Origin of the sequence: Faecalibacterium langellae, assembly GCF_002549775.1 — a bacterium.
GTDB lineage: Bacteria > Bacillota > Clostridia > Oscillospirales > Ruminococcaceae > Faecalibacterium > Faecalibacterium langellae.
Genome location: NZ_NMTR01000015.1, coordinates 22,905 through 34,325 on the forward strand (window position 1 = coordinate 22,905; position 11,421 = coordinate 34,325).

Consider the following 11,421-nt stretch of genomic DNA (forward strand, 5'->3'; position numbering starts at 1 on the left):
CCCCCGTTCCGGCGTTTGCCCGAGCGGGGGTGTTTCATTGTGCTGTTTGCAGAATTTAAGCCTGCTTATACCATTCAATGAGCTTTCCGGCATCCTGCCAGCCCTTGCGGTACATCGCTTCCAGTGCCTGCTTGTCTTTCGTCAGGGTCGCCATGCCCTCGGTGCTGTCCGGCGCAATGACACACACGATGCCCTGCTGTTCCAGCTTGAGCGCGCGGCGCACGGTCTGATTGTACCGCTCTGCCCGCAGGAAAAGCCCCTTCGCCGCTGCCGGATACCGGTGCCGCAGCAGCTTTGCCAGCTTCTTGTCCCGGGCACCGGTCTGCTCCGGCGCGACGGGCTTTGTCAGGATGACGGCCACCCGGTCGCAGCCCAGCGCAAAGGCTTTTTCCAGCGGCACCGGGTCGGCCAGACCGCCGTCATAGTAGGGCACGCCGTCCATGAAATAGGGCTGATCCACCACCGGGATGCAGCAGGACGCCATCAGCGGGCGGTAATCGTCCTGCCGCAGGTCCGCTTTGGTAAAATAGCGCGGCTTGCCAGTGCGGGCTTCCGTGGCCACGATGACCAGCTCTGCCGGGCTGCGCACCACGGCGGGGTAATCCAGCGGGTTTTCACCGCCCCGGTTGCTCAGCGCCCCGTAGACGTATTCCAGGTCCAGATACGAGTGTTTGCGCACCAGATTGCCCACGCTCATGTACTCTTTGCGGAAGGAGTAATCCTGATAAAAGGGCTTGTTGCGGCCATGCTGCCCGGCCACATAGGACGACATATTGGCGCTGCCCGCCGACACGCCGATGCAGCAGTCGAACCGCACGCCTTCTTCCATACAGCGGTCCAGCACGCCCGCGCCGTAAATGCCCCGCAGGCCGCCGCCCACATCAATGATGCCGGTTTTCATACGCTTCCCTCGCTTTCGTTTTCCACAACAGTATAGCGCGGATGTGGAAAATGCGCATTCAGCAATCCGGGGCAATTGCTGAAAATTTGAGCGGGAGAATACAAGTGATTTGAATGCCGCCGGACATGCGCAGTCGCGCACCTCAGTTCAGCGGGAAAGCTGGCAACAAAAAAGCAGTTCTGCCGAAGCAGAACTGCCAAGTTTGCAATACGGGGTAAATCAGCGCTTGCTGAACTGAGGTGCGCGACGAGCAGCCTTCAGACCGTACTTCTTACGTTCCTTCATACGAGGATCGCGGGTCAGGAAGCCTTCCTTCTTCAGAGCAGCACGGTTCTCATCGTTCTGCTGCAGCAGAGCGCGGCTCAGGCCGTGGCGGATAGCGCCAGCCTGGCCGGAAACACCGCCGCCGGAAACGCGGACGACGACGTCATACTTGCCCTCCAGGCCCAGCAGGACCAGCGGAGAACGGACAATCAGCTTCAGGGTCTCCAGACCGAAGTAGTTGTCGATATCACGATCGTTGATGGTGATCTTGCCAGTGCCGGTGTAAACGCGAACGCGGGCAACGGAATCCTTACGACGACCAGTGCCGTAGAAATAAGGTTTGGTTTCGTACATGTTCGATTGCCTCCTTCTTAGAACTCGATCTTCTCGGGCTTCTGAGCTGCGTGAGCGTGCTCGGCACCCTGGTAGCAGTGCAGGCGGGTCAGGGCCTTAGCACCGATGGTGTTGGAAGGGATCATGCCCTTGACAGCGTAGGTCATAGCCAGATCGCTGTTCTCAGCCATCAGCTTGCCGTACTGGACCTTCTTCAGGCCGCCGATGTACTTGCTGTGGGTGATGTGGAACTTCTGCTCGGCCTTCTTGCCGGTCAAAACAGCCTTGTCGCAGTTGATGACAACGACGAAATCGCCGCAGTCCACATTGGGGGTGTAATCGACCTTCTGCTTGCCGCGCAGCAGAACAGCGGCTTCAGCAGCGACGTGGCCCAGGCTCTTGCCGGCAGCGTCGAGCAGGTACCACTTGCGCTCGACTTCAGCGGGCTTCACGAGAGTAGTGCTCATATCTATTTCCTCCTGATAAGCTTTTTGTAACGTTTCAGGCGCCTGTTTGGGGCGCGAGTGTCAGTATACATCATAAAAAGCTGCCTGTCAACAGCAATTTTTGATTTTTTCAGTGTAAATTTTGCAATCTCTCAAATTCTCTTGTTTTCTCTTGATTTCTCACGATTTCAAACATCGCATTTTCTGTAAATTTTTCTGCCCGCCGGGGCAGATTTTCTCGCGCTGCACGCTACAATTTTGCCCTGTGTTGTGCTATACTATAAAGGATATGGCAGCATCCGCTGCGCCACGCAAAACAAGGAGAGCTTTCTACATGCCAAACGATATCGACCGCAACGCTTCCGCCCAGCGCCGCACCTCCAAACTGCTCACCGCCATGGGCATTTTCGTGGGGCTGGGCATCATCGCCTACATTATTTTAACGCTGCTGGTCAACCGCAGCGTGCCCGCAAACCCCGACACCCGCTATACCGGCACCAACGGCATCTCGGTCTACTACGACAGTTCCATCTGGTCTGTCTGCCAGATGACCGAGGACGACACCCTCGGCACCGTGCTGGAAGTGGCCACCGCCGACACCTCGGACGGTGAGGACTACGAGGCCGTGCTGCTGCAGCGCGGCACCGCCGATACCTACGAGGACTTCATCGGCGCTTCGGAAAAAGACCTCAAGCAGGCTTACGGCGTCATCAAACCCCGCAAGGTCAACCTGACCGTGGACGGGGCCGAGGTGGAAGCCGTGCGCTGCGACATCCAGACCTATTACGCCGTGCTGGCTACCATCACCTACCCCAGCGGTGACGTGGTGTATGTTTCCGGCCTGACCAAGCTTGCGTCCATCAACGACGTGGTGAACCTTGTGGAAAGCGTGACCCTGTCATGAACCAGTCCCGTGCAATGCAACGCCTGTGCGGCCTGATGCGCAAGGCGGTGCAGGATTATGAGATGATCGCCCCGGGCGACCGGGTGATGGTGGGCGTCTCCGGCGGCAAGGACAGCGTGGCCCTGACCATCGGCCTTGCCGAGCTGCGCAGGTACATCGGCTTCGATTTCACCGTGCAGGCCGTCACGCTGGACCCCCAGTTCGGCGGCAGGCCCATGGATTACACCGTGCTGCAGGACCTGTTTGCCCGGCACGGCATCCCCTATGAGATCCGCCGCACCGAGATCGGCCCCGTGGTGTTCGACTACCGCAAGGAAAAGAACCCCTGCGCCCTGTGCGCCAAGCTGCGCCGCGGCGCGCTGCACACGGCGGCGCAGGAGCTGGGCTGCAACAAGGTGGCACTGGGGCATCATCTGGACGACGCGGTGGAGACCTTTTATATGAACCTCTGGCGGGAAGGCCGCATCGGCTGCTTTTCGCCGGTGACGTATCTCTCCCGCCGGGAGCTGACCCTCATCCGGCCCATGCTGCTGGCCACCGAACAGGAGGTCATCGGGGCCGTGCACGCCGAGGGCCTGCCCATCGTAAAAAGCGTCTGCCCCGCTGACGGCGTCACCGTGCGCGAACAGACCAAAGAATTCGTCCGGGAGCGCTGCCGCACCGACCACGCCTTCCGGCAAAAGACCCTGCACGCGCTGCAGGAGAGCGGCATCGACGGCTGGCGGCCCGTCCACACCGGGCGCGGCAGCTTTTCCATTACAAACGAGGAAGAATGAATCATGCAGACACATCCTTTTGAAAAACATGTCTGGGCCGAGATCGACCTCGACGCCCTTCGCCATAATTTCCGGGCGGTCAAAGCCCGTGCCGGTGCCCTGCCGCTGTGCGCAGTGGTCAAGGCCGACAGCTACGGCCACGGTGCCGTGCAGTGCGCCCGGGTCTTTGCCGAGGAAGGCGCGGCCTGGCTGGCCGTGAGCTGCCTGACCGAAGCGCTGCAGCTGCGCGCCGACGGCCAGACTTTGCCCATCCTCATTCTGGGCCATGTGCAGTCCGAGTACGCCCAGACCCTCATTGCTGAAAACATCACGGTGGCCTGCTACTCCACCGAACAGGCGCAGAACCTCTCCGCAGCCGCCGTAAAGGCGGGCGGCAAGGTGAAAATTCACCTCAAGGCGGATACCGGCATGGGCCGCATCGGCTTTGCCCTGCGCACCGACTTTGACGCCGCCATCCGCGAAATGCTGGCCGTGTGCGATCTGCCGGGCCTTGAGATGACCGGCCTGTTCCAGCATTTTTCCGTTGCCGACGACACCGCGGAAGAAAACGTGGCCTACACCGCCGAGCAGCACGCGCTGTTCGTGAAGGCCTTCCACGCACTGAAAGCCGCCGGGCACGAGCCGCAGACCGTGCACTGCGACAACTCGGCCGGCGTGATGCTGCACCCGGACTGGCCCGAGGGCCTGCCCCGGGAGCGCTGCATGGCCCGGCCCGGCATCATCCTGTATGGCTACGACCCCAGCGACGAAGTGCGCTTCGGGCAGTTCAAGCCCGTCATGACCCTCAAGACCGTGGTGAGCATGGTCAAGGAGATGCAGCCCGGTCAGTGCGCCAGCTATGGCCGCCGCTTCACCGCCGAAAGGCCCACCCTTGTGGCCACCCTGTGCACCGGCTACGCCGACGGCTACCCCCGCCAGCTGAGCTGCGGCAAGGGCATCGTGGAGGTTCACGGCAAAGCCTGCCCGGTGCTGGGCCGGGTGTGCATGGACCAGATGATGGTGGATGTGACCGGCATCCCGGACATCCACGAGGGCGACGAAGCCATCCTGTGGGGCGGCAAAGTCAGCGACGACGCCGAGACCATCGCCCGCAAGACCGATACCATCTCCTACGAAGTGCTGTGCGGCGTTTCCCGCCGGGTGCCCCGCGTTTACCGCGAGAACGGCAAGATCGTGGACATCGAGAACTGGATACTGGAAGCGTAACCGCCCTCTCAGTCACCTTCGGTGACAGCTCTCCCAGAGGGAGAGCCAAGAACGAATGAGCATCTTTTCCCATTGGAGGAACTACATGGCAAGAGACAACATCCGCAACTTCTGCATCATTGCACACATCGACCACGGCAAGTCCACCCTGTCGGACCGCATTCTGGAACTGACCAAGAGCGTGGACGAGCGCACCATGGAAGACCAGATCCTGGACAACATGGACATCGAGCGCGAGCGCGGCATCACCATCAAGGCCCGCGCCGTCACCATGAACTACACCGCCAAGGACGGCAAGACCTACGAGTTCAACCTCATCGACACGCCGGGCCATGTAGACTTCGCTTACGAAGTCAGCCGCAGTCTGGCCGCCTGCGAGGGTGCCATTCTGGTGGTGGACGCCACACAGGGTGTGGAAGCCCAGACGCTGGCCAATACCTACATGGCGCTGGAACATGACCTCGAGCTGGTGCCCATCCTGAACAAAATCGACCTGCCCAGCGCCCACCCGGACGAGGTGGCGCAGGAAGTGGAGGACGTGATCGGCCTGCCCTGTCTGGACGCGCCCCGCGTCTCGGCCAAGACCGGCCTGAACGTGGACCAGGTGCTGGAGCGGGTGGTCAGCGACATCCCCGCCCCCACCGGCGACCCGGACGCCCCGCTGAAGGCCCTGATCTTTGACAGCATCTACGACAGCTACAAGGGCGTCATCGTCTATATCCGCGTGTTTGAGGGCACGGTCAAGCCCGGCGACACCATCCGCATGATGGCCACCGGGGCCGAGTTCACGCTGGTGGAAGTGGGCCACATGGGTGCCACCAGCCTGACCCCCTGCAGCCAGCTGCAGGCCGGCGAGGTCGGCTACCTGACCGCCAGCATCAAGACCGTGCAGGACACCCGCGTGGGCGACACCGTCACGCTGGCCGCGAACCCCACCCCGGAAGCTCTGCCCGGCTACCGCCAGGTCAAACCCATGGTGTTCTGCGGCATCTACCCCGCCGACGGTGCCAAATACCCGGACCTGAAGGACGCGCTGGAAAAGCTGCAGCTGAACGACGCCTCCCTCACCTTTGATATGGAGACCAGTGCGGCGCTGGGCTTCGGCTTCCGCTGCGGCTTTTTGGGCCTGCTGCACATGGAGATCATCACCGAGCGCCTTGAACGCGAGTTCGATCTGGATATCATCACCACCACGCCCAGCGTGCGCTACCGCCTGACCCTGACCGACGGCACCGTGGAGATGATCGACAACCCCTCCAGCTACCCGGACCCCTCCAACATCGTCAAGCAGGAGGAGCCCTTCGTGGACGTGCACCTCTACACCCCCAATGACTACGTCGGCGGCCTGATGGACCTGTGCCAGCAGAAGCGCGGCGCACTGATCGACATGAAATATCTGGACGATGTGCGCGTGGACCTGCACTATGCCCTGCCGCTGGGCGAGATCGTGTACGACTTCTTTGACGCCATCAAGAGCCGCAGCCGCGGTTACGCCAGCTACGACTACGAGTTCAAGGAGTACCGCGAGAGCGATCTGGTCAAGCTGGATTTCCTGCTGAACGGCGAGCCGGTGGACGCATTGTCCATGATCGTCTTCCGCGACAACGCCTACGGCAAGGGCCGCCGCATCTGCGAAAAGCTGCGGGACAACATCCCCCGCACCCTGTTCGAGATCCCGGTGCAGGCGGCCATCGGCGGCAAGATCATCGCCCGCGAGACGGTCAAGGCCATGCGCAAAGACGTGCTGGCCAAGTGCTACGGCGGCGACATCACCCGCAAGAAGAAGCTGCTGGAAAAGCAGAAGGAAGGCAAAAAGAAGATGCGCCAGCTGGGCAGCGTTTCCCTGCCCAGCGAAGCCTTCACGGCCGTGCTCAAGCTGGACAGCACCGACGATTGATCTTTCCCTGTCCATCCGTGAAACCCTGTGCACTGCGCAGGGTTTCTTTTTTATTCCTGCAGCTTCCCAGCCTGCACACGGTATTCCCGCGGGGTCATGCCGTAGATCTGCTCAAACTTCCGGTAAAAAAATGTCCGATTGCTGCAGCCGATCTTTTCTATGATCTCGCTGATGGAGGTTTCGGTGTTTGCCAGCAGAAACGCCGCCTCTGAGAACTGCTGACGGTTCTTCAGTTCCACAAAAGAGCAGCCTGTAATGTACTTGAGCTGGGCGCTGAGATAGTTCGGGTTATAGCCGAACTTTTCCGCCAGCTGTGTAAGGGTGCAGCTCTTATAGTTCTTTTCCAGATATTGCAGCACCGGCACAAGGATCTCATTGCTGTCGGATATGGTCCGCTCCGCCTGTGAGTGCATCACGTTCACCAATTCCAGAAACAGTGCGGTGACATAGGCTTTGACCAGCTCACCATAGCAGCTGCTTCGGTCAAAATATTCACACAGCAGGAATTGGATAAGAGAGTGGATCTTTGGTTCGTTCTGTGTATGGAAGATGAGATATTTATCGTGCCTGCGATTGCGGGAGACTGCATCGACCAGAAAACCTGCCACCACTCCCTGCTGTGACAGCCTGCTCAGGAACACTCCATCAAAAAACTGCCTGCGGAACACGATGTTGATGACGATATCGTGTTCTTTTTTATAACTGGTGGCGCTGTGCCAAACGTCACTGTCCAGAATGCACAAATCGCCCTTTTTCAGAGTAACTTCTCTGCCATTGATGACAAAGGTACACGACCCGCTGTAAATATAGTTCAGTTCCATATCCACATGGTGGTGCTTCGGGATAACGGTAAACCGGGTCTCCTTGATCATGCCGATCATATCTTTTTTCAGGGTGTTGACAAAGTCAAAACAGTAGCCCATCTCGCCTCGGAATTTCTCCTGTTTCAACTTATCATAAAGGCAGCTCAGCTGCCCGGGGTGCTGCAAATGCCAGTTTTCGCTTTCGGTATGGCGGTAAAGGAACAACTCCAATTCAGCAGGATTCATGGCAATATCTCCGATTTTGATACTATTTTCCATTTTTTATGTCATTATCATATTTTTTCTTTCTGCTATAATAACATACAGAAAGAGCTTTTTCAACAAAAAGAATCCACAGCTCGTGACAACTTGTTGTAAAAGGAGTGCATTTTCATGGCTTATAAGACAAGCTCCGGTTTTGATGCCGATTTTCTGTGGGGTGGTGCCATTTCCTGCTCTCAGGCAGACGGCGGCTTCCGCGATGGCGGCAAGGGCATTTCCACACAGGATCTCCGCTACCTCGACCCCGCATGGGACCATGAACAAGTCGAGGCAAAGCATCACGGCAGTCCGTTCTCCAAAGCAGAGTTCGATCAGGCGCTTCAGGATATGGACACCACTTATTATCCCAATCGCCGCGGCATCGACTTCTATCACACCTACAAGCAGGACCTTGCGCTGCTCGCAGAAATGGGCATGAAGATCTTTCGCACCTCGATCTGCTGGGCCCGGCTGTTTCCCAACGGCGATGACGCTCAGCCGAACCCCGAAGGCATCCGCTACTATAAAGATCTGTTCGGCGAGTGCAAGAAGCATGGCATGAAGGTTTTTGCCACCATCCTGCACTATGATATCCCGGTGCAGCTGGTCCTGAAGTACGGCGGCTGGAAGAATCGCAAGACCATCGACTTTTACTGCCGCTATGTGGAAGTGCTGTTCCGTGAACTGGGCGATCTGGTAGACTACTGGCTGCCCTTCAACGAGATCAATGCAGGCCGTTTCTCTCCATGGGACGGCGTGTGCCTGATCCGCGATCAGGAGCCGCACATGGATCAGGAGATCTTTCAGTGCCTTCATCATCAATTCCTTGCCAGCGCGCGGGTCGTGAAAATGGGCCATGAGCTGCTGCCCGGCTCCAAGATCGGCTGTATGATCGCACGCTTCACCACCTATCCCGCCACCTGCCGCCCGGAGGACAACATGCAGGCCATTCTGGATGACCAGTATTCCAACTGGTTCTACACCGATGTCATGGCACGCGGCAAGTATCCCGCCTACATGAATCGCTATTTTGACAAGCTGGGCATCGACATCCGGATGGAACCGGGCGATGAAGAGATCCTGCAGCAGGGCACGGTGGATTTTGTATCCTTCTCCTATTACTTCTCACAGGTGTCCACCAGCGACCAAGGCTGGGAAAAGACCTCCGGCAATCTCATCATGGCCAATAAGAACCCCTATCTGGAGACCAGTGAGTGGGGCTGGCAGAAAGACCCCATCGGCCTGCGCATCACCCTGAACCAGCTGTACGACCGCTACGGCCTGCCGCTGTTCGTGGCTGAAAACGGCCTTGGGACCTCGGATGTGGTGGAGGCTGACGGCACGGTGCACGACCCCTACCGTATCGACTACCTGCGCGGGCACATCCAGCAGATGAAGGAAGCTGTGCGCGATGGCGTGGAGCTGCTGGGCTACACCATGTGGGGCATTCTGGATATCGTCTCCTGCGGACCGCTGACGATGGACAAGCGCTATGGCGTTGTGTATGTCGATCTGGACAACGGCGGCAAAGGCACCGGCAAGCGCATCCGCAAGGACAGCTTCTACTGGTATAAAAAGTGCATTGAAAGCAATGGTGAAGACCTCGCCTGAGAAATATTACCGTAAAAGGAGGACATCCCTATGGCAACGAACAACAAGGAACTTGCAGCCAGTATCGTCGAGCTGCTGGGCGGCAGCAGCAACATCTCCACCGCTCTGCACTGTGTAACGCGGCTGCGCTTCAATCTGCGGGACGACAGCCTTGCAAAGCTGGACGATATCCGCCAGCTCAAAGGCGTGCTGGGCGCGCAGATCAAGGACGGTCAGTATCAGGTCATCATTGGGCCCAATGTCAACCGCGTATATGACGAAGTGGTCCCCCTGCTGGACAGCTCCGCGGCGGCGGACAAGCCTTCCTCTGCCGGAAAGGTCAAGGGCGCTCAGGTGCTGGACATCATCACCGGCATCTTCTCCGCCATTCTGCCCGCCCTGGTGGCAGGCGGTATGCTCAAGGGTCTGCTGGCTCTGGCTGAGATCTTTGGCGTGAATACCGGCGGCGGCACCTGTCAGATCCTGAGCATGATCTCGGATGTGCCGTTCTATTTCCTCCCCTTCCTGCTGGCCATCTCTGCAGCACGCAAGTTCAAGGTGAATGAATACCTCGGTGTCTGCATGGCTGGTGCACTGATGTACCCCACCTTTGTGGAAGCTGTAGGTGCAGACCCCAGTCCCTTTACCTTCCTGGGCATCACAGTCCCGGTGTTCTCCTATGCAGACTCCGTTTTCCCCGTCATTTTGGGCGTAGGCCTGCTGGCCATCGTTTATCACATCATCGACCGTTTTATCCCCGATGTTCTCAAGATGGTGCTGGTGCCCATGCTGTCTCTGGTCATCTCTGTGCCGCTGACTCTGCTGGTGTTTGCGCCTCTGGGTGCCTACGGCGGTCTGGCACTGGCAGACGGCATCGTCTGGCTGTTCAGCCTGCTGGGCCCTGTCGCCGGTTTCCTGCTGGGCTTCTTTATGCCGCTGATCGTGCTGTTTGGTATGCACCAGTCCACCTCTCCCATCCAGATCTCCAACATTGCCACTCTGGGCTATGATTATCTTCTGCCCGTTTCCTTCTGCCACAACATGGCCGAATCCGGTGCCGCCTTCGGTGCTGCGCTGCGCATGAAGGATAAGGAGCTGCGCTCTGCAGCCCTCACCACCAGCTTTTCCGCGTTCCTGGGCATTTCCGAGCCTGCTCTGTTCACCGTACAGGTGCCCAACAAAACTCCCCTCATCGCTGCTATGATCGCCAATGGCATCGGCGGCGCACTGACCGTTGTTTTGGGTGCCAAGTGCTATGCCTTTGTCATGCCGGGCATTACTTCACTGCCCACCTATGCAAACGGCGGCGCTCTCAATCTGCTGATGATGGTCGTCTGCATCGCCGCTACCTTTGTGATCGCAGCAATCCTCTCCTTCATCCTCGGCGGAAAGCTGGCTAATAAGCACTGATTTCCTTTCATTCTACTCTCAGAAAAACAGGGGGAGGAGCCACGACCGGCTCCTCCCCCTGTTCGCTTTGTTCCTATGTGGGCAGGCCATGCGTCAAACGCACAAGATAGGCATCCTCTGATTTATTGATTTTAAGTCGCTCTACGAGCTTCAAAGTTCGCAAACTTTAATGAGCACTCATACAATACTCACCGATAGTATCTTTATCGAACCACTCGCCAGGCGAGCGGTTTTAGATATACAAGAAAAACGCTTCAGAATCTCTTCTGAAGCGTTTTCTGTTCAAGTCGGCGACTACCTATTTTCACGCGCCGTTTCCAGCGAACTATCTTCGGCACAAGTAAGCTTAACTTCTGTGTTCGGAATGGGAACAGGTGGAACCTTACCGTCATCGACACCGACCGATCTGACTGAATCAGTATAACACATTTCTGTGCCGCTGTCCAGTATTTGTTGAAGGACGTGCCTTCAAAACTGAATAATCACTGCTCACATTTTTTCGTTGACTTAAAAGTCTCAAGCGAATTGTGGTCAAGCCCTCGACCTATTAGTACACGCTTGCTGAATGGATCACTCCACTTACACATCGTGCCTATCAACCTTGTAGTCTTCAAGGGGTCTTACTTGTTT

The 11,421-nt window shown here is 57.9% G+C and carries 10 protein-coding genes and 2 rRNA genes; 6 read left to right on the forward strand and 6 right to left on the reverse strand.

The features are described 5' to 3' along the window. Window positions 1-55 precede the first annotated feature (55 nt). From CGS49_RS06240 to rplM, 3 genes are all read right to left on the reverse strand, one after another. The gene (locus CGS49_RS06240) at window positions 56-901 is read right to left on the reverse strand and encodes a patatin-like phospholipase family protein (RefSeq protein WP_097801018.1); all 846 of its coding nucleotides are present in this window, start codon (window positions 899-901) and stop codon (window positions 56-58) included. Between the two features lie 219 nt (window positions 902-1,120). Next, on the reverse strand, window positions 1,121-1,519 hold the full coding sequence (gene rpsI, locus CGS49_RS06245) for a 30S ribosomal protein S9 (RefSeq protein ID WP_097801019.1): 399 nt from the start codon (window positions 1,517-1,519) through the stop codon (window positions 1,121-1,123). Between the two features lie 17 nt (window positions 1,520-1,536). Further along, a complete protein-coding gene (gene rplM, locus CGS49_RS06250) occupies window positions 1,537-1,965 on the reverse strand; it encodes a 50S ribosomal protein L13 (protein ID WP_097801020.1) in 429 nt (142 codons plus the stop codon). Window positions 1,966-2,278: 313 nt separating this feature from the next. On the opposite strand from rplM, the gene CGS49_RS06255 reads away from it, so the two are divergent. The 4 genes from CGS49_RS06255 to lepA all read left to right on the forward strand — a co-directional run bounded on the left by CGS49_RS06255 (window position 2,279) and on the right by lepA (window position 6,727). After that, on the forward strand, window positions 2,279-2,848 hold the full coding sequence (locus CGS49_RS06255; RefSeq protein WP_097801021.1) for a hypothetical protein: 570 nt from the start codon (window positions 2,279-2,281) through the stop codon (window positions 2,846-2,848). Beyond that, complete coding sequence (locus CGS49_RS06260) at window positions 2,845-3,624, forward strand: tRNA 2-thiocytidine biosynthesis TtcA family protein (protein WP_097801022.1); 780 nt, start codon at window positions 2,845-2,847, stop codon at window positions 3,622-3,624. Before CGS49_RS06255 ends, CGS49_RS06260 begins: the two co-directional genes overlap by 4 nt. A 3-nt stretch (window positions 3,625-3,627) precedes the next feature. Then, on the forward strand, window positions 3,628-4,830 hold the full coding sequence (alr, locus tag CGS49_RS06265; protein WP_097801023.1) for an alanine racemase: 1,203 nt from the start codon (window positions 3,628-3,630) through the stop codon (window positions 4,828-4,830). A gap of 85 nt (window positions 4,831-4,915) precedes the next feature. Next, window positions 4,916-6,727 carry a translation elongation factor 4 gene (gene lepA, locus CGS49_RS06270; protein ID WP_097801028.1) on the forward strand — a complete coding sequence of 604 codons (1,812 nt, stop codon included), beginning with the start codon at window positions 4,916-4,918 and terminating at the stop codon, window positions 6,725-6,727. Between the two features lie 50 nt (window positions 6,728-6,777). Here the strand turns inward: lepA and CGS49_RS06275 are convergent, their stop codons facing one another. Beyond that, complete coding sequence (locus CGS49_RS06275) at window positions 6,778-7,809, reverse strand: AraC family transcriptional regulator (protein ID WP_242975395.1); 1,032 nt, start codon at window positions 7,807-7,809, stop codon at window positions 6,778-6,780. A gap of 114 nt (window positions 7,810-7,923) precedes the next feature. Between CGS49_RS06275 and CGS49_RS06280 the strand changes: the two genes are divergently transcribed. Then, the gene (locus tag CGS49_RS06280) at window positions 7,924-9,402 is read left to right on the forward strand and encodes a glycoside hydrolase family 1 protein (RefSeq protein ID WP_097801025.1); all 1,479 of its coding nucleotides are present in this window, start codon (window positions 7,924-7,926) and stop codon (window positions 9,400-9,402) included. A gap of 30 nt (window positions 9,403-9,432) precedes the next feature. Then, window positions 9,433-10,791 carry a PTS transporter subunit EIIC gene (locus CGS49_RS06285; RefSeq protein WP_097801026.1) on the forward strand — a complete coding sequence of 453 codons (1,359 nt, stop codon included), beginning with the start codon at window positions 9,433-9,435 and terminating at the stop codon, window positions 10,789-10,791. A 285-nt stretch (window positions 10,792-11,076) separates the two neighbouring features. Here CGS49_RS06285 and rrf read toward each other — a convergent pair. Both rrf and CGS49_RS06295 read right to left on the reverse strand, forming a co-directional pair. After that, window positions 11,077-11,193 (reverse strand): 5S ribosomal RNA (gene rrf, locus CGS49_RS06290). Between the two features lie 125 nt (window positions 11,194-11,318). Further along, window positions 11,319-11,421: ribosomal RNA gene (locus CGS49_RS06295) — 23S ribosomal RNA — on the reverse strand; the annotation flags it as partial.

Bases quoted from the DNA above. Each gene is read 5' to 3' on its own strand.
- CGS49_RS06260 (WP_097801022.1), top strand. From the start codon at position 2,845: ATGAACCAGTCCCGTGCAATGCAACGCCTGTGCGGCCTGATGCGCAAG.
- lepA (WP_097801028.1), top strand. From the start codon at position 4,916: ATGGCAAGAGACAACATCCGCAACTTCTGCATCATTGCACACATCGAC.
- CGS49_RS06275 (WP_242975395.1), bottom strand. From the start codon at position 7,809: ATGGAAAATAGTATCAAAATCGGAGATATTGCCATGAATCCTGCTGAA.
- rpsI (WP_097801019.1), bottom strand. From the start codon at position 1,519: ATGTACGAAACCAAACCTTATTTCTACGGCACTGGTCGTCGTAAGGAT.
- CGS49_RS06280 (WP_097801025.1), top strand. From the start codon at position 7,924: ATGGCTTATAAGACAAGCTCCGGTTTTGATGCCGATTTTCTGTGGGGT.
- rplM (WP_097801020.1), bottom strand. From the start codon at position 1,965: ATGAGCACTACTCTCGTGAAGCCCGCTGAAGTCGAGCGCAAGTGGTAC.
- CGS49_RS06285 (WP_097801026.1), top strand. From the start codon at position 9,433: ATGGCAACGAACAACAAGGAACTTGCAGCCAGTATCGTCGAGCTGCTG.
- CGS49_RS06255 (WP_097801021.1), top strand. From the start codon at position 2,279: ATGCCAAACGATATCGACCGCAACGCTTCCGCCCAGCGCCGCACCTCC.
- alr (WP_097801023.1), top strand. From the start codon at position 3,628: ATGCAGACACATCCTTTTGAAAAACATGTCTGGGCCGAGATCGACCTC.
- CGS49_RS06240 (WP_097801018.1), bottom strand. From the start codon at position 901: ATGAAAACCGGCATCATTGATGTGGGCGGCGGCCTGCGGGGCATTTAC.